This window comes from Euzebyales bacterium, assembly GCA_036374135.1.
Taxonomy (GTDB): Bacteria; Actinomycetota; Nitriliruptoria; order Euzebyales; family JAHELV01; genus JAHELV01.
Window position 1 is genome coordinate 58,894 of sequence record DASUUK010000003.1, and the last position, 23,736, is coordinate 82,629.

20 protein-coding genes and 1 pseudogene are annotated in these 23,736 nt (G+C 72.1%); 11 read left to right on the plus strand and 10 right to left on the minus strand.

Annotation, left to right across the window (positions count from 1 at the left end; genetic code table 11):
* Positions 1-20: 20 nt before the first annotated feature.
* A complete protein-coding gene (locus VFZ70_00540) occupies positions 21-3,248 on the minus strand; it encodes a DEAD/DEAH box helicase (protein HEX6254273.1) in 3,228 nt (1,075 codons plus the stop codon).
* 362 nt (positions 3,249-3,610) lie between these two features.
* Complete coding sequence (locus VFZ70_00545) at positions 3,611-5,035, minus strand: DUF1990 family protein (protein HEX6254274.1); 1,425 nt, start codon at positions 5,033-5,035, stop codon at positions 3,611-3,613.
* Positions 5,036-5,077: 42 nt separating this feature from the next.
* Between VFZ70_00545 and VFZ70_00550 the strand changes: the two genes are divergently transcribed.
* The 3 genes from VFZ70_00550 to VFZ70_00560 all read left to right on the plus strand — a co-directional run bounded on the left by VFZ70_00550 (position 5,078) and on the right by VFZ70_00560 (position 7,943).
* Positions 5,078-5,599: a hypothetical protein gene (locus VFZ70_00550; GenBank protein ID HEX6254275.1), complete on the plus strand. Its 522-nt coding sequence runs from the start codon at positions 5,078-5,080 to the stop codon at positions 5,597-5,599.
* A gap of 22 nt (positions 5,600-5,621) precedes the next feature.
* A complete protein-coding gene (locus VFZ70_00555) occupies positions 5,622-7,118 on the plus strand; it encodes a gluconokinase (GenBank protein ID HEX6254276.1) in 1,497 nt (498 codons plus the stop codon).
* Between the two features lie 87 nt (positions 7,119-7,205).
* Entirely contained in the window at positions 7,206-7,943 is a 738-nt protein-coding gene (locus tag VFZ70_00560) for a pirin family protein (GenBank protein HEX6254277.1), read from the plus strand.
* Between the two features lie 54 nt (positions 7,944-7,997).
* On the opposite strand, the gene VFZ70_00565 is transcribed toward VFZ70_00560, so the two are convergent.
* Both VFZ70_00565 and VFZ70_00570 read right to left on the minus strand, forming a co-directional pair.
* Complete coding sequence (locus VFZ70_00565) at positions 7,998-8,771, minus strand: DUF72 domain-containing protein (GenBank protein ID HEX6254278.1); 774 nt, start codon at positions 8,769-8,771, stop codon at positions 7,998-8,000.
* 7 nt (positions 8,772-8,778) lie between these two features.
* Complete coding sequence (locus VFZ70_00570) at positions 8,779-9,132, minus strand: hypothetical protein (GenBank protein HEX6254279.1); 354 nt, start codon at positions 9,130-9,132, stop codon at positions 8,779-8,781.
* A 119-nt stretch (positions 9,133-9,251) separates the two neighbouring features.
* Here VFZ70_00570 and VFZ70_00575 point away from each other — a divergent pair, with 119 nt between their 5' ends.
* From VFZ70_00575 to VFZ70_00585, 3 genes are read left to right on the plus strand one after another with little or no spacing between them, the layout of a single operon-like run.
* Complete coding sequence (locus VFZ70_00575; GenBank protein ID HEX6254280.1) at positions 9,252-10,994, plus strand: RICIN domain-containing protein; 1,743 nt, start codon at positions 9,252-9,254, stop codon at positions 10,992-10,994.
* Positions 10,995-11,052: 58 nt separating this feature from the next.
* Complete coding sequence (locus VFZ70_00580) at positions 11,053-11,424, plus strand: nucleotidyltransferase domain-containing protein (GenBank protein ID HEX6254281.1); 372 nt, start codon at positions 11,053-11,055, stop codon at positions 11,422-11,424.
* Positions 11,417-11,836 (plus strand): DUF86 domain-containing protein, encoded by a 420-nt coding sequence (locus VFZ70_00585; GenBank protein HEX6254282.1) that lies wholly within the window; start codon positions 11,417-11,419, stop codon positions 11,834-11,836. The genes VFZ70_00580 and VFZ70_00585 overlap by 8 nt, the downstream gene beginning before the upstream one ends.
* A 31-nt stretch (positions 11,837-11,867) precedes the next feature.
* Here the strand turns inward: VFZ70_00585 and VFZ70_00590 are convergent, their stop codons facing one another.
* Positions 11,868-12,008 (minus strand): hypothetical protein, encoded by a 141-nt coding sequence (locus VFZ70_00590; protein ID HEX6254283.1) that lies wholly within the window; start codon positions 12,006-12,008, stop codon positions 11,868-11,870.
* A 50-nt stretch (positions 12,009-12,058) separates the two neighbouring features.
* Here VFZ70_00590 and VFZ70_00595 point away from each other — a divergent pair, with 50 nt between their 5' ends.
* The 3 genes and pseudogenes from VFZ70_00595 to VFZ70_00605 all read left to right on the plus strand — a co-directional run bounded on the left by VFZ70_00595 (position 12,059) and on the right by VFZ70_00605 (position 14,304).
* Positions 12,059-12,193, plus strand: coding sequence for a hypothetical protein (locus VFZ70_00595; protein ID HEX6254284.1), 135 nt, complete (start codon positions 12,059-12,061; stop codon positions 12,191-12,193).
* Positions 12,194-12,312: 119 nt separating this feature from the next.
* Positions 12,313-13,220, plus strand: a pseudogene (locus VFZ70_00600) (aldo/keto reductase).
* Between the two features lie 16 nt (positions 13,221-13,236).
* Entirely contained in the window at positions 13,237-14,304 is a 1,068-nt protein-coding gene (locus VFZ70_00605; protein ID HEX6254285.1) for a calcium/sodium antiporter, read from the plus strand.
* Between the two features lie 50 nt (positions 14,305-14,354).
* On the opposite strand, the gene VFZ70_00610 is transcribed toward VFZ70_00605, so the two are convergent.
* The 5 genes from VFZ70_00610 to VFZ70_00630 form a co-directional block, all read right to left on the minus strand.
* Complete coding sequence (locus VFZ70_00610) at positions 14,355-15,230, minus strand: arginine deiminase family protein (protein HEX6254286.1); 876 nt, start codon at positions 15,228-15,230, stop codon at positions 14,355-14,357.
* Positions 15,231-15,236: 6 nt separating this feature from the next.
* Positions 15,237-16,160 (minus strand): pirin family protein, encoded by a 924-nt coding sequence (locus VFZ70_00615; protein ID HEX6254287.1) that lies wholly within the window; start codon positions 16,158-16,160, stop codon positions 15,237-15,239.
* Between the two features lie 91 nt (positions 16,161-16,251).
* The gene (locus VFZ70_00620) at positions 16,252-17,487 is read right to left on the minus strand and encodes a hypothetical protein (protein HEX6254288.1); all 1,236 of its coding nucleotides are present in this window, start codon (positions 17,485-17,487) and stop codon (positions 16,252-16,254) included.
* A 133-nt stretch (positions 17,488-17,620) separates the two neighbouring features.
* Positions 17,621-18,568, minus strand: coding sequence for an FAD binding domain-containing protein (locus VFZ70_00625; protein ID HEX6254289.1), 948 nt, complete (start codon positions 18,566-18,568; stop codon positions 17,621-17,623).
* A complete protein-coding gene (locus tag VFZ70_00630) occupies positions 18,565-21,201 on the minus strand; it encodes a molybdopterin-dependent oxidoreductase (GenBank protein HEX6254290.1) in 2,637 nt (878 codons plus the stop codon). The genes VFZ70_00625 and VFZ70_00630 overlap by 4 nt, the downstream gene beginning before the upstream one ends.
* A gap of 194 nt (positions 21,202-21,395) precedes the next feature.
* On the opposite strand from VFZ70_00630, the gene VFZ70_00635 reads away from it, so the two are divergent.
* Together VFZ70_00635 and VFZ70_00640 are read left to right on the plus strand one after the other, a co-directional pair.
* The gene (locus VFZ70_00635; GenBank protein ID HEX6254291.1) at positions 21,396-22,991 is read left to right on the plus strand and encodes a glycosyltransferase family 39 protein; all 1,596 of its coding nucleotides are present in this window, start codon (positions 21,396-21,398) and stop codon (positions 22,989-22,991) included.
* Between the two features lie 179 nt (positions 22,992-23,170).
* Positions 23,171-23,736, plus strand: a 566-nt coding sequence (locus VFZ70_00640; protein HEX6254292.1) for a glycosyltransferase family 39 protein, incomplete at its 3' end; no start/stop codon positions are given.

Genomic DNA, 23,736 nt, shown 5'->3' on the forward strand with positions numbered 1-23,736 from the left:
GCTGTCGCTACTTGAGGCACTCATGATGTGCGCCCTCCCACGCCGATCGGTTCGGCGTCGGCGTACTCGTCGGTCAACAGCGCATCCGTGTCGATGCCCAGGGCGCGCCGCAGCTGGTCGCTGTCGAGGTCGTCGACCGAGCTCGACTTGGGCAGCGCCAGGTCGGCGATCCGCCGCTTGCCGGCGACGACCTCCTCGACGCGCTCGTCGACCGTGCCCGGGCACACCAGGCGGTGTGCGATGACCGTCTTGTCCTGGCCGATGCGCCACGCGCGGTCGCGGGCCTGGTCCTCGACGGCCGGGTTCCACCACCGGTCGTAGAGCACCACGTGACTCGCCGACGTCAGGTTCAGCCCGGTGCCGCCGGCCTTCAGCGACAGCACCAGCGCGCCTGGTCCCGTGCCCTCCTGGAACTCGCGGATCATGGCGTCACGGGCGGTGCGCGTCAGCCCACCGTGGTAGCACGCGATCGGCACGCCCGTGCGGTCGCTCAGGTGCCGAGCCAGCTGCTCACCCCAGGTTGCGAAGTGGGTGAACACCAGCATCCGCTCGCCGGCCTCGAACACGTCGTCGGTGATCTCCTCCAGGCGTGCGAGCTTGCCGGACCGACCGGCGAGCGGGCCACCGTCGCCCGTGTAGGCCTCCGGGTGGTTGCAGATCTGCTTGAGCGCAGTGATCGCCGCGAGCACCGCCCCCTTTGGACGATTGCCGAGCTCGTCGCCGGCCTGCTCGGCGACCAACTCGTCGAGCACGGCCTGGTACAGGCCGACCTGCTCGGCCGTCATCGGGCAGTGGTTGAGCTTGTCGATGCGGTCGGGCAGCTCCGCAGCGATGACCGGCTCGGCCTTGGTGCGCCGGAACACGAGGACGCCGTTGAGGGTTCGCAGGGCGGACTCGGCCGTCGTCCCGGCGACGCCCGCCTGGTGCATCTGCGACACGAACGTCGCACGGTCGCCCACCAGACCGGGGTTGACGAAGTCCATCAGCGCCCACAGATCGCCCAGGCCGTTCTCGATGGGCGTGCCCGTGAGCACGATGCGGTTGCCGGCCTCGAGCCCGCGCAGCGCCTGCGCCGTCACGCTGAGCGGGTTCTTGATGACCTGCGCCTCGTCGAGGACGACCTTGTTCCACCTGACGTCGGTCAGGCCTTCGATGTCGCGGACGGCGGTGCCGTACGTGGTCACCAGCACGTCGGCGCCGGTGATCTCCTCGGCGATGTCGGCGGCGTCGGTACGTCCGGTGCCGTGGTGGATGACCGTCCGCAGCCCTGGCACGAACCGGTCGGCCTCCCGCGCCCAGTTGCCCACCACCGCGCTCGGCGCGATGACGAGGGACGGACCCCGGTCGCGGTGCCGCCACAGGTGCGCCAGCACGGTCGGGGTCTTGCCCAGACCCATGTCGAGCGCGAGACAGCCACCGAGGCCGGCGTTGTCGAGGAACTCCAGCCACGCGAGAGCGTTCCCCTGATAGCCACGCAGCTCGCCGTTGAACCCTGAAGGCCGCGTCGGCGGGTGCTCGGGGATCTCGGCGGCACTGCGGAGCAGATCCGCCGCCCAGCCCTCGCCCGACACCGACACCGCGCGGCCGAGCGCCGTCCCGTCGAGCCCCAGGGCGTAGCGGAGCATGTCCGCACCCGTCAGCTTCGTACGGTTCGCCCGCTCCGCGAGTGCCTCCGCGGCAGCCTCGAGGTCGGCGTGGTCGACCTCCACCCACTGTCCGTGCGACCGGACCATCGGCCGCGACTCGGACGCCAGGCGCCGGATGTCGTCCGCCGTCAGCTCGACGTCGTCGAACACCGCCGACCAGCGGACGCTGGTCAGCTGCTGCGCGCCGACCGCCGTCTCGGCCTCGACAGATGTCACACGCAGTGACGGCGTCGCCTTGCGGCGGGCCAGCGGCGGCACCTGGACGTCGAACCCGGCCGCGGCAAGCATCGGCCCGATGTCGGCCATCAGGTCCCAGGCCTCGTCCTGGCTGAGCACCACCTGGCCACGACGGGCGTCGCGGCTGCGCATCAGCGGCTCGTACAGACGCTCGAGACGCTCGAGCTCGCGCTTGAGCGCCTCCTTGCGGTTGTGGCTGGCGCGTGACATGGCCGCCTCGACCGTCGCGTCCGACCGGCCGTTGTCGTCGGTCAGCGTGCGCAGCAGCCACGCCCCACCGTCGTCGGGGGGATCGAGCTTGACCGTCAGTGAGACCTTCAACGCGCCTGTGGCGCCCAGGGCCCAGGTCCGCAGGCCCTTGGCGATCTCGATGCCGTGCTGGTGCGGCGCCTCGAACCGATCACCGTCGAGGTTGCACAGCAGCGTCTCCGCGACGTCGGACGCGTTGCGCGGCTGCGGCGGTGGCGACGGCACCTCGACGCGCCCGGCGCCGTCGCGGCAGATGGCGTCGACGAAGCCCGCGACCACGGTCTGGGTCACCGCGCGAGCGTCGCGCTGACGCTCGAGCACCGCGACGGTCCCCGGCATGGTGCTCGTCAGCTCGGAGATCTCGTCGTGGTCGATGAGTGCCGGTTCCCAGTTGACCGAGAAGTAGGAACGGTTGCCGGGCGCGTCGCCGACCTTGTTCAGCTGCGGGACGGCCCGGCCCTGCGCGACAAGCCGCACGGCCAGCGCGGCTGCGAGCCCCATCCAGGTCATGCTGGTTCCGCGGTCGTCGTCGGAATCGGCGCCGAGCGACACCAACCAGCCGAGGCTGGTGCTGACCGGCGCGGAGACCGCGGCCGCGGTCGAGCCGTCCGGAAGCGTGATGTCGTCTGCGGGCTCCCAGCGGTCCGCGGAGGCCCCGGCGGACGTGAGGCGTTCGAGCACCTGGTCGGCGGGCTCGGGCGTGGCGCGGTGGCCGGCGGCCCACGCCACGATCCGGTCGCGGTGCCACGACAGCTGCAGCTGCGCGACGCCCGACACGAGCGGCACGTCGTCGGTGTCGTCGGCGGTGTCGTCGTCGATCTCGCGGCGGTCGTCCCGCTCGGGTTGCGACAGCTCCTCGCCGGTCAGCTCGGTGAGCATACGCTCCACCCGCTGCAGCTCATCGGCGAAGTCGTCCAGCACCAGGCCGCGCTCAGGACCGGTCACCTGCTCGGCGACGCGGTCGATCGTCGCCTGCACGTCGCCACGGAGCTCGCGCAGCGCGATGATCCACGCTTCGGTGTTCTGCTCCAGGAACGAGACGTGCTCGTCCGACGCGACGCCGTCGAGGTGGGCCTGTGCCCAGGCCTTCGTCTGCTGCGGGCTCACTGCTTGCATCAGGGTGTTCGTGCTGATAGCTCTCTCGTTTCGTGCTCCGTCCGCGGCGCGTACCGCGCCCCGGACCGCACCTGCACATCTGCCTGTCGACGAGCTGCCGCGGGTCCGCACGACAGGTCGTCGTGCCACAGTGCGCGGCGTGGACGCCACGCGTCACCGCATCGGCCGCAGCCTCGCCGCGTCGAACCCCGGTCGACCGGCCAGACTCCGCCTTGAGGACGTGCCGCTCATCGCGACGCGCCAGTCGTGCACCGTTCGGCTGCTCCCCTGCCGCGAACTCAGCATCCGCACCGATGTGCCCGCGACAACGACCAGTCTACCCAGCGCGGCCTCATTTGATGTGAACGATGTGCCATGCGTCACTATTCCCTCAGCACCGGCCCGATCGCGCCCTGATCGCGAGTCACGAGATCCCGCATGCGCTGGGTGGCGTTCCGCGCGAAGCGCAGCTGCAACGGACGGCCGAACACCCACATCCCGAGGCGGACGAGCGGGTTGTCGATGTGCGCGCGCTGCGAGTACACGTGCATCCGGAACTCGACCTGCCCGGTGTCGAGCCACTTGCGGATCTCGAAGTCCATCTGGCCACGCTCGAGGTGCCCCGCCAGGGTCCGGTAGTTCCAACCCCACCGGCGCGCCGGGCGACCGTCGACGGCCCCGGTGACGTCCAGGACCTCGCCGACCCGCAGGCCCAGCGGGAAGCGCAGGAACAGGAACCGGCCCTCCAGCAGCATCTCGCGCTCGGACAGTGGCACGTCGTCGAACCACACCGCGCGCACCAGGTCGGGATCGGCGAACTCGTACCGCTCGCATGCCCGGCGCGCGATCTCCCACGGTCCGCCGTCCACCGGCGGCCCCGGCGGCTCGCTCGGCAGCTCCACCCGGTAATCGTCGAGGTTCCACCCGGCCTCCGGCGTGCGCACGTCGTGCTCGGCCGGGTCGAAGTTGTAGCCGCGGCCCGACAGCTCGAACAGCGTGCGGCGTGCCCTGGCCGAGACTGGTGCGGTCTGGTGCACGGGGCGATCGCCGTCGGGTCCGAGCCACGTGCCTGTCTCGTGACGTTCCGTGTTGACCGCCACGTTGCTCATCACGATCCCGCCGGCCAGTCTGGGCATCCGCGCACAGAAATGCGCCCACATGAACGCCTGCGCCTCTCGCGCCACTGGCAGCGCGTCGTACAGCAGCCGGAACGAGCGGTCACCGCTGCGCGCCCAGGTCTCGATCGAGAAGCGGACGTGACCTCGCCCGGTGGTCCCGGCGCTGAACTCGATCTCGCCCGCCTCCATGTGCCCGTCGAGCGTGACGAAGCGGAAGCTGCACGGTGTGCGGTCGATGACCCGCACCGGCCCGTCCCAGGGGCCCGGCAGGCGGACCACGAGCTCGCTGCCCACCTGCAGCGACCGCGCGGCCTCGTCGTCGCCCGTCTCGAAGCGCGACACCTCGCCGGGGGCCGCGGCATTCAGATCCGATGCGAGGGCGGCGATCAGATCCTTCGGGCCCTTCTCGGCGTCGGTGAAGTCGATCCAGAAGTGCCGGTGATACAGCGATCCGAGGCCGTCGCGCACCCGCTGGACCGTGTCCGGATCGCCGGGCAGGTCGCGGTCGAAGTCGGGGAGGTCGCGCTCCTCCTCAGCGAAGCGATCACGCCGGTACGACGGCACCCGCATGAACAGGTAGCGCAGGCTCGTGACGAACAGACCGCCCAGCCAGCGCGCGACCTTGGCGTGGGTCGACCGCCGTGCCGGCGGGCCGCTGCTAGCGTTGCGGCTCCGATGATCCGTAGGCACACGCGTTCACTACCCCGTCCGATCGCGGTCACGCGTCGGCCCGTGCGACGTCGCACGAGGATCCTGGCGACCGCGTCACGCGTCGCACACGACCTCGGCGCCGCCGCGTGGTTCGGCGGTGCCGCGATGGGCGCGATCGGACTCAACGCCGCGACCCGGGAGGTCGACGAGCCCACCCAGCGCCTGCGGGTCGCCAACGCGGGCTGGTTCCGTTGGGCACCCATGACGGGCGTGGCGATCGGGGCGCACGCCGCCGGTGTCCATGGCCGGATGCGGTGGGGCCGCACGGCACCGCTGATCGGCCTCGGTACGCCGCTGGCGGCCGTGCGCCTGCTGGCGACCGCCGTCGCTGTCGGCGCCACGATCGAGTCGGGACGTTCCGGCCAGCAGGTGGTCGCCCAAGGCGACGTCCCGGCGGCGACCGCCGTCACGCCGATCTCCGACACCCCCGACGACGTGGCGCGAGCCATGCGCCGGCTCCGCGTCGTCCAGTGGATCATCCCCGTCGCCACCGCCGTGATCCTGGCGATCAACGCGGTGCAGTCCGAGGCCGGCGGCCGGTGACCGTACCGCCGCGGCAGCGGCTGTGACCCGTACCGTCATCGGTCTCGACGTCGGCACGACCGCCGTCAAGGCCGGTCTGTACGACGCCGACGGACATGAGCTGGGCGTCGCGCGGCAGCGGCATCCGCTGCGGTCGTCGGGTGGCGAGGCCGAGCAGGATCCCGGCGCAGTCGTCGACGCAACGATCGAGGCGTTGACCCAAGCCGTCGCGACCGCCCGACAGAAGAACCTGGACGTCGCCGGCATCAGCGTCAGCACCGCGATGCACGGGGTGATCGGGCTGGACCGCGACCGTCGACCCGTCACGCCGCTGGTCACCTGGGGCGATACCCGCGCGCATGCCCAGGCGGCCGCTCTGCGCGCGGGGCACCTCGACGTGTACCGGCGCACCGGCACCCCGCTGCACCCGATGGCGCCGCTGGCCAAGCTGCGCTGGTACCACGAGGAGCGCGCCGCGCTCGCGGCCGATGTCCGCACGTGGGTGACGGCCAAGGAGCTCGTGCTCGACGCGCTGACGGGCGTCCTGGTCATCGATCGCTCCAGTGCGTCGGCGACCGGGCTGTACGCGCTGAAGGACGAGGCGTGGGACGCCGAGGCGCTGTCGCTGGCGCACACCGACGCCGACCACCTGGCACCGGTGGTCCCCACCGACCACCTGCTCGACGCGCTGACCGCCGATGTCGCGGAGCGCACGGGCCTGCCACGCGGCACCCCGGTGGTCGCCGGGGCCACGGACGGTGTGCTCGCCAACCTCGGCGTCGCCGCGGTCGGTAACGGCGTCGGCGCGGTCACGATCGGCACCAGCGGTGCGGTGCGCACGGTCGTCGGCACGCCGCACACCGACCCGCGCATGCGCACGTACTGCTACGCACTCGCCGACCACCGGTGGGTGGTGGGTGGCGCGATCAGCAACGGCGGGTTGTGGCTGCGGTGGCTGCGCGACGCGGGCCTCGTGGGCGACCTCGACGACGCGGCGCTCTCGGAGCTCGCCTCCGAGGTGCCACCCGCCAGCCACGGTGTGACGGTGCTGCCCTACCTCACCGGCGAACGCGCGCCGCAGTGGTCGTCGACGCCGTCGGGCGTCGTGTTCGGTCTGCGGCTCGGTCACGGGCGCGGGCACCTGGTGCGGGCCGGCATGGAAGGTGTCGCCCACCAGCTCCGCCTCGTCGCCGACGCGTTGGCGGACGGCGGGTACCCGTTGCGGCGGCTGCGCGCGACCGGCGGCTTCACGCGCTCGCCGGTGTGGCTGCGGATCGTCGCCGGGGTCCTCGACGTGCCGATCGAGGTGCCCGCGGTCACTGAGGCGACCGCGTTCGGCGCGGCGATCCTCGGCATGGCCGCGCTGGGCCTCGTCGACGACCTCGATGTCGCGACCGACATGGTGACCGTGGCGTCGACCCACCAACCAGACGACCGGGACGCCTACGCCGCCGCACACCGGCGCTATGCCGAGCTCGTCGACGTCCTCGGTGAGCCGTTCGACCGCCTCGCGAGCGAACGCCCCGCGACCGGAGGCTGATGCCGGACGTGACCGTGCCCAGGCCGGCGACGTGCCGGGCCGGGCTCGGCGCCGTACTGTCGGACGCGTCCCATCAGGGAGGATGCGATGCTCACGATCCGACGGGCCGACGAGATCTTCCAGACCGACGGTGGATGGTTCACCGCCCGGTGGCACTTCAGCTTCGATCACTACCACGATCCGGCGCAGATGGGCGTCGGCGCGCTGCGGGTGTTCAACGACGACGCCATCGTCGCCGGCTCGGAGTGGCCGATGCATCCGCACCGCGACATCGAGTCGCTGACCTACGTGGTGGACGGGGCCTTCGCCCACGCCGACTCGCTCGGCAACGGTGGCGTGTTCGAGCCGGGCGCGGCGCAGGTCATGACGTTCTCGAGCCGTGGCGCCCTGCACTCGGAGCGCAACGGCTCCGCCGAGCACCCGCTGCGGTTCATCCAGTTCTGGATCCTGCCGTCGCAGGAAGGGCTGGCCGACGCCGTGCAACAGCGTCAGTTCACCGTCGAGGATCGCACCAACCGCTGGCTGCAGATCATGGGCCCCGAAGGAGAGCCCGGCCTCGACCTGCACCAGGACGCGCGGGCGCTCGTGGCCCGACTCGAGCAGGGCGCCGGCGTCGATCACGGGATCGGCGACGGCCGTGGGGGCTACCTGTACGTGATCGACGGCGCGGCGACGCTCAACGACGAGACGGTCAAGACCGGCGATGCGGTCAAGATCGCCGGCCCGGAGCACCTGCAGCTGGCGGCGCAGGAGACGACCGAGTTGATCCTGGTCGACGTCCCGTTGGAGTTCACGCCCGTCGGCGTGTGGCGCGGTCGCGTCTGACTCGCGCCCGGCGCCCAGGCACCGGACGCGTCCGCCGGCCCGTCGACCTCGTGTTCACCCCCATGGGATAGCCGCGTCGCCGAGCATCTCGATGAGCAACCGGGCGTTGCGCGGCGCGTTGGCCGCGTGGTCGTTGTTGAAGAATGCCCAGCCGTCACGGCCATCGGCGGCCGTCGCGCGCAGCCGGTCGACCCACGGCGCAAGCTCCGCCGGGGTGTAGTCCCACCGGTAGCGCTGGTCCGGGTCGTCGTCGAGCCCGTGCAGACGCAGGTACACGAACGGCGCCGTCACCGGGGCGTCGTCGGGCAGTTGGCCGTCCGACAGCCACACCCACGCGACGCCGTGCGCCTGCAGGACGTCTGCCACCTCGTCGACGTACCACGACCGGTGCCGGAACTCGACGGCGTGCCCGGGCCCGCCCGGCAGCGCGGCCAGGAAGGTCGTGAGACGGTCGACGTCGACGTGCAGGTTCGGCGGCAGCTGCCACAGCCACACGCCATGGAAGGACCTGAGCGGCGCCATGCGCTCGCTGATCGTCGCGATCGGACCGGCCGGCTCGTTCAGCTTCCGGTTGTGGGTCAGGTACCGGCTGCCCTTGACCGCGTAGCGGAACCGGTCAGGCGCCGCGTCGTGCCAGCGCTCGACCGTCGAGGTCCGCGGCAGCCGGTAGAACGTCGCGTTGATCTCGACGGTCGGGAAGTGCGCGGCGTAGTGGGAGAACCACGACCGCTTCGGGGCATCGTCGGCATAGAACCGTCCGCGCCAGTCGTCGTACTGCCAGCCGCTGGTCCCGACCCGGACCACACCGCGCCCGTCGATCCGCGTCACGGCGGCATCACCGTCCGGCGACCTCGGTGGCGCGCTTGTGCGCGACCAGCCGCGCCGCGAGGTAGACCGCGCCGACCGCGCTGGCGATGCTCAGCGTCAACGGCACGGCGAGCGCGACCGACACACCCAGGTCCACACCCGCAGCCCCCGCCACCACCGCCACGATCAGCAGCATGCCGACGATCGGGCCGACGATGCCGATCAGCTTCTCGGACGGCGACCAGGACGACCCGCGCACGACGAGCCAGACGCCGATCACCCAGCCGACGACCGGGATCAACGTCCCGGCGATCCCCAGGCCGAACACGGCTGCGAGGTCGCGGGCGGGCGGCCGCCCCGCGGTGCGTCCTGTGGTCGCCATGAGGCGGACGGTACCCGGACGTGCGGTTGATGCACGCGCGTGGCAGCAGACAGGCCGTATCTGGCACAGTGCGAAGCGCTCGGCATGAGGGGGCCGCCCGCATTCTCGAGGAGCGCACCATGGATGACCGGACCGGCGACGCGATCGCCCTGTTCCCGCCGACACCAGAACTGCTCGACGAACTGGACAGGGGCGACGCGACCGAGCGGTCGGCGATCACCGACCGTGACGACTACCCCCGCCTCATCAGATCCATCTGTGGCGCCACCGACGACTCGCAGCCGGTCGAGAAGTACGACGGCACGCTCGGCGTGACCACGGGCTTCGTCGCGGACCAGGAACGCATGGTCGGCCAGCTGCAGTGGCACCGCAACCTGGCGACCGTCTACGACGATCCGGGCACGGTCTCCGGTGTCCGCTGGTGCACCGGCACGTTGATCAGCCACAACCTGTTCCTGGCCGCCGCGCACTGCTTCAGCCAGAACCCGAACGGGTGGAGGGTCCCGCGCATCAACGGTACCCACGATCCAATCCCGTCCAGCGAGATCGCCCGGCGGATGCACGTGAACTTCGGCTACCAGGTCGATCCGTCGGGTGACCTGCGGACACCGGACGTCCATCAGGTCATCGAGCTGGTCGAGCACCGCCTCGACGGCCTCGATGTCGCGATCCTGCGGCTGGCAGGGGATCCCGGGTCCCGGTTCGGCATCGGACGGATCGCGGCGCGGGACGCCGACGTGGGCGACTTGCTGGCCATCATCGGCCATCCCGCCGGCAGGCCGAAGCGCGTCGAAGCCGGTCCACTGATCCGCTTCGACGGTCACCGCATCCGCTACGACGACATCGACACCCTCGGTGGCAACTCGGGATCGGCGGTCCTGCAGTCGCCGTCGGGCGCGATCGTCGGCGTGCACACCAACGGCGGCTGCAACGCCCAGGGCACCGGTTCGAACTTCGGCGTGCGCGTCAGCCGCATCCGCCAGGCGTCACCGACCGTGCGGGCGCTCGATGCGGCGCCGCTACCGCTGGCCACCGGCATCCACACCATCCGTCAGGCCAGCTCGGGACGGTTCGTCGACGCCCACGAAGACGCCAGCGAGGACTTCTCGGTCGTCACCCGCACCGCCCAGGACAACGACACCCAACGCTGGCGCTTCACGCCGGTCGCCACCGTCGTGACGATGCAGCAGGTCAGCTCCGACCGATACGTCGACGCCCACGAAGACGCTGCCGAGGACTTCTCGGTCGTCACCCGCACCGCCCAGCACAACGACTCGCAGCGCTGGGTGGTCACCCCGGTGACCGGACGGCTGTCGACCTACACGTTGCAGCAGCTCAGCTCAGGCCGGTACCTCGACGCCCACGTGGTCGGCGGGGCCGCCGACTTCTCGGTGGTCACCCGCACCGCCCAGGACAACGACACCCAACGGTGGCTGCTGGCCCCGCGCGATGACGGGACGTTCACCGTCGCACAGGCCGGCACCGGGCGCCGCCTCGACGCCCACGAGCACGCCGGCAGGGACTTCTCGGTCGTCACCCGCACCACGCAGGACAACGACACCCAGCGCTGGCGCATCACGCCGGTCGGCGCGGTCTACACCATCCAGCAGGTCAGCTCGGGGCGGTTCGTCGACGCCCACGAGGTCGCGGGCGAGGACTTCTCGCTCGTGACCCGCCCCCAACAGGGCAACGACACGCAGCGGTGGGTCGTGACCTACCTCGGCGGCAACGCCCACACCCTGCAGCAGCTGAGCACCGCGCGGTTCGTCGACGCCCACGAACATGCGGGCGAGGACTTCTCGGTCGTCACCCGCACCGCTCAGGACAACGACACCCAGCGCTGGCTGATCGACGGCGCGTGACCGGGGCGTACGTCACGGCGGCGACGTGATCGGCGCCGCCGTCCGTATGCTGTCCGCCATGGATCTGCCGATCGACCTGGACCGCGTCCGCGCGACGCTGCGGGCGCACGGCGTCACCTTCGCGCTGGTGTTCGGCAGCCACGCCACCGGCCGCGCGCGGGGGGAGTCCGACGTCGATCTGGCGGTCTGGTCAGACCGACCACTGGACGACTGGACCCTGCGTGGTGAGCTGCCGGACGCCGTGGATCTGGTCGACCTGCGCACGGCACCGCAGGACCTGGCGGGCCGGGTGGCGCTCGAGGGTCATGTGGTGCTCGACGACGACCCGCGCACACGGATCCGCTGGCAGGCGGACACCCGCAAGCGCCACCTCGACGAAGCCTTCCGCCGCGAGCAGTTCAGACGCGACTTCGTCCGCGCCCATGGTTGACACCGAACGGCTGCTCGCCCTGCTGGGCAGGGTCACCGCCCGACTGGCGATCCTGGACGACTACGCCGCGCAGGACCGTGACGCGCTACTGGCCGACCGGGTCCGGCTCGGCGACCTGAAGTACACGTTCCAGACGGCGATCGAGGCCTGCATCGACGCGGCTCACCACGTCGTCGCCGACCGCGGCCTGGGTGTACCGTCCTCCAACGCAGCGGCATTCCGCTCTCTGACCGACGCCGACCTGGTCGACGCCGACCTGGCGACGCGGATGGCGGGCGCAGTCGGGTTCCGCAACGTGCTGGTCCACGGCTACACGGAGGTCGACGATCGGCTCGTCGTCAGCCATCTGGACGAGCGCGACGAGCTACGACGGTTCGTCGCCGCCATGACGCGACTGCTCGACGAGCAGTGACCACCACGTCGTGTCCTGATCGGTCCCCCGTTCACGGGCAGGGGCGCCGGTACGGTTCGTCCGCGAAGTAACGGTGCCACTCGTCACGCGTGAAGCCCGGCGCCTTGACCGGCTGGGGCAGGCCCTCGATGCCGGTGGCGACGAGCGCCACCCACTGAGTGGTACTCACCATGCGCGAGGCAGGGCCGCCCTGCAAGATTGAGGTCAGGCCCGGCGAACTCGATGAACCGGACGGGCCTCGAGCGGCGCGTCGTCGCCGGTGAGCTGCGTGACGACCTGCCGAGCCGGACCGTGGCGCGGACGTTGTCCGGGCCGCTGCGCGGCGCGGTCGAGCAGGATGCGACGCCGACCGGGTGACAGGAGCCACCCCGCGTGGGTACCGACAGACCGAGCCATCGTTCGGAGAAGGGCGCGACATGAAGTACACCCGCCTCGGCAGCACCGGCCTGCAGGTGTCCCGGATCTGCCTCGGGATGATGACGTACGGCGACCCCGGCTGGCGCGAGTGGACCCTCGGCATCGACGAGGCCGAACCGTTCGTCGAACGCGCGCTCGACCTGGGCATCAACTTCTTCGACACCGCTGACATGTACTCCCGGGGCGTCAGCGAGGAGGTGACGGGCGAGCTGCTGCGCCGCCATGGTGTGCGCGAGGACGTCGTGATCGCCACCAAGGTGTTCTTCACGTGGGATGCCGAGCGCCCGAACTCCGGCGGCCTGTCGCGCAAGCACATCATGGACTCGATCGACGGGTCGCTGCGGCGCCTGGGCACCGACCACGTCGACCTGTACCAGATCCACCGCTGGGATCCCGACACCCCGATCGCTGAGACCATGGAGGCGCTGCACGACGTGGTCAAGGCGGGAAGGCGCGCTACATCGGCGCGTCGAGCATGTGGGCGTGGCAGTTCGCGAAGGCGCAGCACACCGCCGAGCGTCACGGATGGACGCCGTTCGTCACGATGCAGGACCACTACAACCTGCTGTACCGCGAGGAGGAGCGTGAGATGCTCCCACTGTGCGCCGATCAGGGCGTCGGTGTCCTGCCATGGAGTCCGCTCGCCCGCGGGCAACTCGCCGCAGGCGTGGACAGGTCGACCGCGCGGTCCGGTTCCGATCACATCGCCGACCGCCTCTACGCCGACGCGGCGCAGGAGACCATCGCCAGCGTGGCCGAGATCGCCGACGAGAAGGGTGTGACGCCGGCGCAGGTCGCGCTGGCGTGGTTGCTGCACCAGCCGGTCGTGACCGCGCCGATCATCGGTGCCAGCCGGCTCGAGCACCTCGACCAGGCCGCCGACGCCGTGGATGTCGAGCTGACCGCTGACGAGCTCGAGCATCTCGGCCGGCACTACACGCCGCGTCCCGTGTTCGAGTTCGACTGACCGCCGGCTCCCCGGGATGGCCGTCGCATTCGGGTTTCTCGCCGGACTCGCGCTGCTCGTGGGCGGCGCCGAGCTCCTGGTGCGCGGGGCGGGACGTCTCGCGATCGCGCTGGGCATGTCGCCCCTCGTGGTCGGGCTGACGGTGGTGGCGTTCGCCACCAGTGCGCCGGAGCTGGCGGTCAGCGTCGACTCCGCCGTCAGCGGCAGCGCCGACATCGCTCTCGGCAACGTCGTCGGATCGACCATCGCCAACGTGCTGCTGATCCTGGGGCTGTCGGCGCTCGTGTCACCGCTCGTCGTGCGGTCCCAGCTCGTCCGCTTCGACGTGCCCGTGATGATCGGCGCCGCGGTCGCGGTCCTGCTGTTCGCACTCGACGGCATGATCGGCCGACTCGACGGCGCGCTGCTCGCGGCCGGCATCGGCGCCTACCTCGTGGGCGTCATCGTCGTGTCCCGCCGATCCGACGACAGCCCGGCGATCGGGGACACCGTTGATGACACGGAACCGTCGACGCCCCGCGACCTGGCGCTGGTGGCCGTCGGCCTGGTGGGGCTGGTGGTCGGGTCGGACCTGCTGCTCGACGCGTCGGTCACCGTCGCCGAGCGCATGGGGGTGAGCGAGCTCGTGATCGGGCTCACCCTGGTGGCGGTCGGCACGTCGCTGCCGGAGGTCGCCACGTCGCTGCTGGCCGTCGTGCGGGGCGAGCGCGACCTTGCCGTCGGCAACGCGGTCGGATCCAACGTGTTCAACCTGTTCGCGGTGCTCGGCGTCTCCGGTCTGGTCGCCCCTGACGGCATCGGTGTCGCCAAAGGTGCGCTGGACTTCGACCTGCCCGTGATGGTGGCGGTGACCGTCGCGTGCCTGCCGATCTTCTTCACGGGCAGCCGCATCGCACGGCGCGAAGGTGCCCTGTTCCTCGGGTACTACGTCGCGTACACGGCGTACCTGCTGCTGGACGCCGCCGAGCACGACGCCCTCGAGCCGTTCTCCGCGGTGATGCTCTGGTTCGTCGTGCCGCTCACAGTGCTGTCGGTCGGCGCGACCGTGGTGGGTGCGATCCGCCAACGCCTCCTCGCCCGCTGACCCGGACCGCGCTCGGCGGCGGGCGTGACGGATGCACGTGGGTCCAGAGCTCAGCAACGCCGGAGCGGAAGTGTGAGGCACGTGGGTCCGCCACTGCCGTTCCAGCAGATCTCGCTGCCCGGGAAGGTGTGGACCTCGATCCCGTGCCGGCGGAGCAGCTCGGCCGTGCGCGGGTTGCCCTCGCACAGCACGACGACGCGCGGCCGGATCACGAGCACGTTGCCGCCGAGCGAGCCGACCTCCTCGGCCGGCACCGGCAGCAGCGTGTAGCCGAGCCCGTCGAGCAGGCGGAACAGGCCCGACGGCAACCGCGGCAGCTCGACGACGGCCAGCCGGTCCGCGATCGGCGAGATCACGCTCAACAGGTGCAGGCAGCCAGCCTCGCCGGCGTCGTACGGGACGTCGAACGTGTGGACGGGCACGTCGAGCAGGGCGACCAGCTGATCGATGCCGTCCTGGTTCGTGCGCAGCGACCGGCCGACGCAGACGACATCGGGGCGCAGACGGCACACGTCGCCGCCGTCGACGGTGCCGGGTGGTTCGATGCGACCGACGACCGGGATGCCATGCGCGGCGAACCACGCCGCCTGCAGGTCCTCCTCGCCGCGCCGTGTGGTCTTGCCCGATCGCAGCAGGACCGCGCCGCGGGCGGTCACGACGGACGGGTCGAACTGGTACACGAGGTCGGGACTGGACGCCTCGGCGTCCAGCCGGTGCACGGTCACGCCGAGCCGGGTCAGCAGTCCGACCAGCGCGGCGTGCTGACGCCGCGCGAGGTCGAGGTCGACCGGGTGCAGGAAGCCGTACGCCGGGTCGTCGAACCCCGCCGCGAACCCTGCGCCGGGCGTCTTGACCAGCACGTGCTCCAGGTGCCCGATCATCGCGTCGGTGCCGTACGGCACCGTGGACGCCCCCCGCGTGGCCATGTGCGGTCAGCCGGCGCGGACCCAGGGGGGTGCCGGGGCGTCGATGCGGTCCAGGCGGGACGCGACCGGACCGAAGCGGTCGTCGTCGTGGTCCCGCCAGGCCCGCCACGCCGCCGTGATCTCGTCGCGGTCGCGGCCGACGAAGTTCCACCACATGGTGATCGGCTCCCCGAGCGGCTCACCGCCGAGGAGCATGAACCGGGCGCCGTCGGCGGCGGCTTCGATCGGCAGCCCGGACGCACCCGGCGGCACCAGCGCCAGCCAGCCGTGCTCCACGATGTCCTCGCCGACCTTGACGGTGCCGTCCAGCGGCACGATCGCGTACTCGAAGTCGGTGACGGCAGGCAGCGTGGTCGCGCCCACCCGCACGGTGACCTCGGCGCCGACCAGTCGTGTGTCGGCGCGCGCAGGTGACGTCGCGTCGCCCAGCGTCCCGATCAGCACGGCGGCCTCGCCCGTGCCGACGTCGACGCGCGGCAGGTCGGCATGGTGCTCGAACGCCGAGCCGCCGTGGCGCGTCTGCTCGGGCTGGGCGATCCACAACTGCACGCCACGCAGCGGCGCCGGAGCTCCCAGCTCGGCATGGGCGATGCCGAGCCCCGCGGTCATGAGGTTCAGCTGGCCGGGTCGGATCGCCTGCTCCGAGCCGAGCGAGTCGCTGTGGACGGCCTCGCCGTCGAGCAGCCAGGTGACGGTCGCCAACCCGATGTGTGGATGGGGGCCGACCTCCATCGGATCCGGATCGAGCCCGTCGGCCGGCAGGATCAGATCGGTGAAGCACCACGCGCCGACCGTGCGGCGGCCCTTGGTGGGCAGCACCCGCGAGATGCGCATGCCGCCGACCGACGCCTGGCGACCTTCGCGCACCTCCACGCCGGCCAGTTCCTCGTCGACGCAGGCGGCGTCCTTCGGTTCGATCGGTCCGCTCATCGCCAACCCTCCAGCCGGATGGTCCTGCCGGGGCGTCACACGCGGACCCTGCGGTCCGCCCGTGGGCCGGTCATCGCACGTCCGACCGAGTCTACGTACGCGCGGTCACGACCGCGTACGCCGCGGGGTCGGTGACCACCGGATCGTGCGGATAACCGACCCCGGTCGGCAGGCCGCGCGCCCGCCGCAACGCCATCGCCCCGAGCACGACCGCGCCCAGCGCCGCGGGCACCGCCGCGAGCAGCAGCATGAAGGCGGCGGGCGACAGCACCCGCAGGGCGATCCCGGCGATCGCCTGTCCGGTGCCCGCGCCGATCAGGATCATGGCCGGGTACAGCGCGAACCCCTCCGCCTGACGTGGCTCGGCGACGATGCGTTGCAGCGACAGGCTGGCCAGGGCGTTGAGCGGTGCGATCGGGACACCGACGACGAACAGTCCGGCCGCCAGCACCAGCACGCTCGCCGCGACGGCCGTCGGCACGAACGACAGCGCGAACATCAGCAGCAGGCCGGCGGCCATGGCGCGCCCGTAACGCAGCGGATCGCGCAGGTTCGCCGCGACCAGGCCCGCCAGCCCGCTGCCCAGTGCCGCCAGCGCCAGCAGCGGCCCGGCGGTGGCGGGTTCCCACCCGAACGACTCGAGCCGCGCGGGGACCGACGCCTCCCACCCGCCGAGCGCCAGCCCGGGCCCGAACGCCAGCAGGTAGACGCTCAGTGCGCCCCTCGTGCGCCACGGTGCGGGTCCGGCAAGCGACAGGTCGGCAGCCGGCGGACGTCGGGGCAGGCCCCCGATGAGCACCGCGGCCACCAGGAACGACACCGCCTGGAGCACGACGACGCCCACCGGACCGATGACCAGCGCAGCGGCTCCGGCGACCGCGGGACCCGCCACGAAGGCGACCTCGACGAACACGGCGTCGAGCGCGTTCGCGGGCTCGATCTCGTCAGCCGACACGGTCGGCACCAGCAGCGCACGGAACCCGCCGAGGATCGCCGCGGACACGACACCCTGGACACCCGCCAGCACGCCGAGCACCCACACCGGCGCGGCGGTCGCGGCGGCCAACGCGATGGCCGCCATGCCCACGCTCGAGAGCACGAGGTCGCGACGCAGACCCGTCCGGAGTTCGACCCGGTCGAGGCTGCGGCCACGCGGCTGCGCCAACACGCCGCTGGTGACGGTCAGTATGCCCGACAACATCGCACCCGTGGCCAGTGAGCCGGTGATCAGCTCACCCAGCAGCACCAGCGCGAGCAGGTTCATGGTCAATGGCAGGCGCGCGAACAGGTTCGCCACCGCCCACCGGCGGAACGAACGGTTGCGCATGAGACCGCGCAGCGGCGATGAAGCAGGAACGTCCAACGTCCTCACGCTAGCCGCACCCGACGTCGTCTGCCCGGGCGCCCCCGGCCGCGTCGCCAGACGCTGCGCCCGGTCCCGGCGCGCATCACGAAGACGCTCAGCCCGTCACGCCCCGCGCTTCCGTCACGCGCTTCAGGACCTGCAGCACCGTCGCCTCCAGCAGGTCGACCTTGTACCGCGTCATCACCAGCGGTGTCGCGCCCACCGTGGCCGCGTGCGCGGCCTCCACGAGCACGTCGGCGGTCGGCGCGTGGCCGTGGAGCGCCTCCTCGACCGCCGACAGCCGCAGCGGCACCGTTGCCACACCGCCCGCGGCGACCGCCGCACGGACGATCACGTCATCGTCGATCACGATGCGCGCCACGGCCTCGACCAGCGGCCACTCGGCTTCGAAGCGACTGATCACGCGGTGGTAGGCGGCGCGCTCACCCGACCACGTGGTCGGCAGGTGCACATGGGTCAGCAACTCGTCGTCGTCGAGCAGGTGGTCCCGGCCTGGGTCACTGCCGTCGCCGAACAGGTCGGCGACAGGCAGGCGGCCGCGGCCGGCGACGCTGACGTGCGCGTCGCTGGCGAGCAGCGCCATCCCCAGTGAGGACGGATGGGGATGCACGCACGGGCCGCGGTCGAACACGATCCCCAGCAGGTGGTCGCCGTCGCGGGCCGGACACGCCGTGCCGCCCGACTTGAAGCACGACAGCGTGGGGTGGCGGAAGTACCAGCAGCGCGTGCGCTGGGTCAGGTTGCCGCCGAGCGTGGCGACGGCACGGATCTGCGGGGTGGCCAGGCCCGCGGCGGTCAGCGCCACCGCAGGGTGGCTGTCGGCCAGGTGCGTTGCCAGGTCGGCGACGGTGACCAGCGCACCGACGGTCAGCCCGTCGTCGTCGGCCTCGATCACGGTCAGCTCGTCCAGGCCGGCCAGGTCGACGATCGCGGGCACGTCCGACCCGTGCCGCACCCGCTCCTGCAGATCCGTTCCGCCGGCGCGGTAGACGCCGTCCGCCGCGACGGCCTCATCGACCGAGCTCGCCCGATGCAGCGTCACGGCGCCCCACCGCTCCCACGCAGGCCCGCGATCATCCGGTCCGGTGTGACGGGTAGATCCAGCGGACGCCAGCCGGTGGCGTTGTGGATGGCGTTGCCGACCGACGCGGCCACGCCCATGGTCGCGACCTCGCCCAGGCCGATGCCGCCTCCCGGCACGTGCTCCCAGCCACGCTCCTCGAAGTGGACGGTGATCTCGGGGGTGTCGCCGAGCTGCGGGATGCGGTAGTCCTCGAGGTTGGCCGTCAGGTTGACGCCGGTGTGGGGGTCGAGCCGCCGCTGCTCGTAGAGGGCGTAGCCGATCCCCTGGATCACCGAGCCCTCGCACTGGCTGCGGGCCAACTCCGGCACGTGGATCCTCCCGGCGGCGATCCCCGCCCACACGCGCAGCGCCCGGGTCCGACCGGTGCGGGTGTCGACCTCGACCTCGGTCACGTGCACGGCGTTGGACCTGCCGGCACCCACCTGCATGCCCAACGGCGGCACCGGCACCGCCCGGAACCGGGGGTCGGGCGGACGACGTGCGGTCACCGTCCGTCCCTCGTGGAGGGCCAGCGCGTTGCCGCCGATCTGCTCATGCAGCCGCGTCGCCGCGGTGGTGGCCGCCGGCCACAGCGAGGCCGTCGTCCTGCTGCCACCCGACGTCGGGCCGTGCGGGGACGCGGTCCCGCCGGCGGGCGCGCCGGAGCGGCCGATCTCGACCTCGACGTCGGCGGGGTCGACGCCGAAGACCTCCGCGACGGCGCGCGCGACCACGGTCCGTCCGCCGGTCCCCATGTCCTGCGCTGCGGTGGACGCCACCAGTCGTCCGTCAGCGACACGTACGGTGACCTCGGCGGACGGGTCGGCGAAGTACAGCCAGTTGGCTGCGGCCGTGCCCACGCCACGGCGGTACCGCCCCGTCTGCGATCCGGTCCACGGGCGGTCGCGCCACATGGGCAGGCCGGCCGCGCGCTCGTACAGCGCGCCGCGGGGTCCGCTGCCGTTCCAGCGGCGGCGCAGCGCGAGCGGGTCCTCGCCCAGCCGGTGGGCCACCTCGTCGACGCTCTGCTCGACCGCCCACGCCAGCGGCGGCCCGCCCGGTCCACGGAACGGCGAGCCTGGTGGTGCGTTGGTGACGACGTCGTGGTCCCGCGTGCGACGGGGGCTGCGCCCGTAGACCACCGACGCCAGCGCCGCGGTCAACACGCCGACCGACACGCCGCCGTCGTTGACGGTGTCGACGGTCATCGCCGACAGCCCACCGTCGGTGTCGGCCAGCATGGTCACGTCGGTGCGTGACCCCGGCCGGAGCCCTGTGGCGGTCAGTTCCTCGGACCGGTCGAGCACCACCCGCACCGGTGCCGCCGCGGTGCGCGACAGTTCGATCGCCGCGATCGCCTCGACTCCGAGCGACAGCTTCGATCCGAACCCGCCACCCACGTGGTCCGCTATCACCTCGACGCGGTCGGGGTCGAGGCCGGTGTGCGCCGCTGCCTCCCGGCGCGCCTGTTCGACCGCCTGCGTCGACACCCACAGGCGCAGGCGCTCCCCGGCCGACCAGTCGGCGACGGCAGCGTGCGGCTCGAAGCTGGTGTGCACCTGCACGGCGGTGGTGTAGGTGGTCGACACGAACAGCGGATCACCACGGCGACGGGCGGCCGCGATCCGACGATCAGCCACCGGGCCGAGCCAGCTGATCGGCGTCGGTCCGCGATGGTTGCCGTGCCACGGCACCGGCAGCAGCGGTCCCTCCGACGAGTTCGGCACGTCCCGGCGTGCCGCGCGGTCCGCGTACACCGACGGCGCGCCGTCCGTCATGGCGTCCCTGACCGACAGCACGGCCTCCGCGGGTGAGATCTCGATGGCGACCGCCCGCGCGGCGCGACGTGCGGTCGTCATGTCGGTGGCGGCGACCGCCGCCAGCGGTTGACCCACCCAGCGGATCGTCGGGTCGGACGGGCGCAGGTCGACGACGGCTTGCGCCCCGCCGACCCCTCGTGCCGGTGTGAGGTCCAACCGGTCCACCCTGCCTGCGGCCGTGCGCGCGCGGACGATCGCGCCGTGCAACATCCCGGGCAGCGTGATGTCGGTCGTGTAGCGCGCCGCGCCGGTCACCTTGGCGGCCGCCTCCACCCGCGGGGACGTCGCGGTGTCCGCCGCGTCGAACTCGCCCCGACAGGCCGCGGCGACCGCCCGGTAGATCCCCGCGTAGGCACCACAGCGGCACAGATGTCCCGCGAGTGCGTCGGCGATCGCGGTGCGGTCGGGCTCGGTGTCCCCGTGCGTTGTCCGCCAGTCGTCCACGAACGCCGCGGCGTCGACGACGAACCCTGGCGTGCAGTAGCCACACTGCAGGGCGTCGTGCGCCATGAACGCGCGTTGGACCGGGTGCAGGTCCGGTGCGGCCAGCCCCTCGACGGTCGTGACCGACGTGCCGTCCAGCGCCGTCGCAGGCAGCAGGCACGTCGCCGTCGGCGTGCCGTCGACCAGCACCGTGCAGGTGCCGCAGACACCTGCACCGCACACGTACTTGGTGCCGGTCAACCCGGCGCGCTCGCGTATGGCTTCGACTGCGGCCTCGGTCGGGGCGACGTCGAGGGCGGTGCGACGCCCGTTCAGGTCGACCTCGATCGGGACAGCCTCGTCGGTCAATGGTGCACCCTTCTGCGGCCCGGGCTCCGGTGGCGGGCGGTTGGCGCATCACGCGAGCTCAACTGGACAGACCGCACCCGCGCGTGCAGTGCGCCACCGCGTCGTGGTCGTCACGAGCACCGTGCCGGCTGGTAGGCTCGCTCGCCGGGCGATCGTACCCGCCATCTGGCACGGCGGGTGTCGGGGGATCGTGTGTGACTGCGACTGTTGAACCGAAGACCACCATCGCTGTTCCGGCATCCGAACGGCGCACGCCGGTGGCGTGGTGGGAGCTCGTCGCGGTCGGCCTGGCGATGGTCGTCGTGGCGGCGCTCGGGGTTGCCGCGATCCGTCGTGGCGCTCCGCTGCGGTGGGACGAGGCGGTGTACAGCCTGCGAGCTCTCGAGCTGCTCGGCGCGACCGACCTGGGGCAGTACTGGATCTCCGTGCGGGCGCCGGGCCTCCCGCTGATGCTGACGCCGATGGCGCTGCTGGTCGGCGCCACCGATGTCGCCTTCCGCACCACCTGCCTGGTGTTGGCCGTTGCGGGCGTCGCGGTAACGTGGCTGATCACGCGGCTGCTCGCCGGTGCCGGCGCCGCCGCGCTGGCGGCCTGGCTTCTGGTGCTCGCCCCGGGCTGGCTCGACAGCTCGTGGCAGGTGATGCCCGACATCCCCGGTGCAACGCTGACGTTGGCAGCGATGGCGGTGATCCTGCTCGCAGCTCGCGGCGACCGGCTCGGCTGGTGGGCCCTCGCCGCAGCACCGCTGGCGTTCGCCGCCACCCTCATCCGCTATGGCGCGCCGCTGCTGATCGGTCCGGCCGTCGTTGCCGCGCTCGCGCTGCGTTGGCCGGCGGTCCGTGCACGACCATGGCGCGCGGTCGCGACCTTGGTCGGGACCGCGGTCGGCGCAGCCGTCGTGTGGTTCATCCCCGCTGTCACCCGGTCGCCGCGGCCCCCGGTCCTGATCTTCACGGACCGGCAGGACGCGAAGGCGATTCCAGCCACCGAGAGCGCGGCCGACTTCTTCGCGAGCTTGGCGACGGTCACCGGACCGGTGTTCGGCACCCTGGTCGTCATCGGCATCGTGCTGGCGGTCGTCGCGGCCTGGCGCCACCCGGCGTTGCGCGGTCCTGTCGTTGCCAGCGCGCTGGTCACGCTGAGCGTGCTTGCGCTGCTGCTGGTGGGCATCGCCGAGTACCACCTGCGCTACCTCGCGCCGGCGCTGCCGTTCCTCGCGATCCTCGCCGCGATCGGCATCGCAGACCTCCCCAGCTGGAACACGCGTCCGGCGGCGTGGGTCACGCTGGGCGTCATCGGCGCGGTCGTCGGCCTCGCGGGGCTCATCCATACTGCCCGGGTCACGCTCCACAGCGTCGACGAGTTGTCGCGCGTGGCCGGCAACAGGCGGGCCGCCTACGTCCACATCGCGGAGACCACCGAGCGTCCCTGCGTCATGCTGAACCGCAGCCCGACCGCTGGGTGGTACTCGGGATGCACGCTCAAGCGCCCTGTCAGCATCCGCCATGGGGTTGCTGAGCTCGCCGAGACCGCCCGCGCCGACGATCCCCTGTGGATGGTGCTGCGTCGAGGTGATACGTCGTTCCCGCTCCGTGGCCGCGAGACCGACGCCGGGGCGCACGCGGCATGGCTGCGGCGAACCGCCGCCGAGGTCACCGACGTCACACCTGCGACGGCAGCCCTGCGGATGGGCACCGTCGCGGAGTTCGACGCCGCGCTGGGACAGCGAGACAACACCCTGCGGCGCCTCCCGCCGACTGGTCGCTGGGTGCCGCCCGGACGCAGCTGACCACGTGGTGACCCCGCCGGCGCAGGACAGCGAGTCCAGCGGCGTCGCGGTCGGCGGCAGCGATCGGGCGCTGGAACCGGGCGTGGTGGGCAGGCTGCAGCGTGACCACAGACGCCGCGACGCTGTAGCATGCCCGGGTGCACGCGCCACAACCTCGTGCGGCACGTGGAGGATCTGTAGTGTCCGCGAGTCTGGACGCCAGGGCGGCTCCGCCGTCGGCCACGCCGTCCGCCCGGCGATGGCCGGTCGCGCCGTGGGAGATCGCGGTCGTTGTCGGGGCGGTGCTGACGGTCGCGCTGATCGGTGCGCTCGCGCTGTCAAAGGGCGTGCCGCTGCTGTGGGACGAATCGGTGTACGGGCTGCGCACCCGCTTCAACCTCGGGCTAGGTGAGGCCGTCAGCACGCGGGGCGACTACTGGCTTGACGTCCGTGCCCCCGGCCTACCGCTGCTGCTGACGCCGACGGCCGCGCTGTTCGGTTCCAGCGACCTCGCCCTGCGCATCACCTGCCTGCTGTTCGCGATGGTGGCGACGGGACTGACCTGGTACATCGCCCGGCTGCTGACCGACGCGACCACCGCGGCGATCGCCGTGTGGCTGGTGGTCATCTTCCCTGGCTGGCACGTCAGCTCGTGGCAGATGATGCCGGACATCCCGGGCGCCGCCATCACGCTCGCCGCCATGGCGATCATCCTTGCCGCCGGCCGCGGTGACCGCCTGTCGTGGTGGGCGCTGCTGGCGGTGCC

Coding starts and splice junctions, on each gene's coding strand:
- VFZ70_00540 (HEX6254273.1), bottom strand. CDS start 3,248: ATGCAAGCAGTGAGCCCGCAGCAGACGAAGGCCTGGGCACAGGCCCAC.
- VFZ70_00570 (HEX6254279.1), bottom strand. CDS start 9,132: ATGGCGACCACAGGACGCACCGCGGGGCGGCCGCCCGCCCGCGACCTC.
- VFZ70_00595 (HEX6254284.1), top strand. CDS start 12,059: ATGAACCGGACGGGCCTCGAGCGGCGCGTCGTCGCCGGTGAGCTGCGT.
- VFZ70_00585 (HEX6254282.1), top strand. CDS start 11,417: ATGGTTGACACCGAACGGCTGCTCGCCCTGCTGGGCAGGGTCACCGCC.
- VFZ70_00605 (HEX6254285.1), top strand. CDS start 13,237: ATGGCCGTCGCATTCGGGTTTCTCGCCGGACTCGCGCTGCTCGTGGGC.
- VFZ70_00615 (HEX6254287.1), bottom strand. CDS start 16,160: ATGAGCGGACCGATCGAACCGAAGGACGCCGCCTGCGTCGACGAGGAA.
- VFZ70_00610 (HEX6254286.1), bottom strand. CDS start 15,230: ATGGCCACGCGGGGGGCGTCCACGGTGCCGTACGGCACCGACGCGATG.
- VFZ70_00560 (HEX6254277.1), top strand. CDS start 7,206: ATGCTCACGATCCGACGGGCCGACGAGATCTTCCAGACCGACGGTGGA.
- VFZ70_00575 (HEX6254280.1), top strand. CDS start 9,252: ATGGATGACCGGACCGGCGACGCGATCGCCCTGTTCCCGCCGACACCA.
- VFZ70_00620 (HEX6254288.1), bottom strand. CDS start 17,487: ATGCGCAACCGTTCGTTCCGCCGGTGGGCGGTGGCGAACCTGTTCGCG.
- VFZ70_00580 (HEX6254281.1), top strand. CDS start 11,053: ATGGATCTGCCGATCGACCTGGACCGCGTCCGCGCGACGCTGCGGGCG.
- VFZ70_00590 (HEX6254283.1), bottom strand. CDS start 12,008: ATGGTGAGTACCACTCAGTGGGTGGCGCTCGTCGCCACCGGCATCGAG.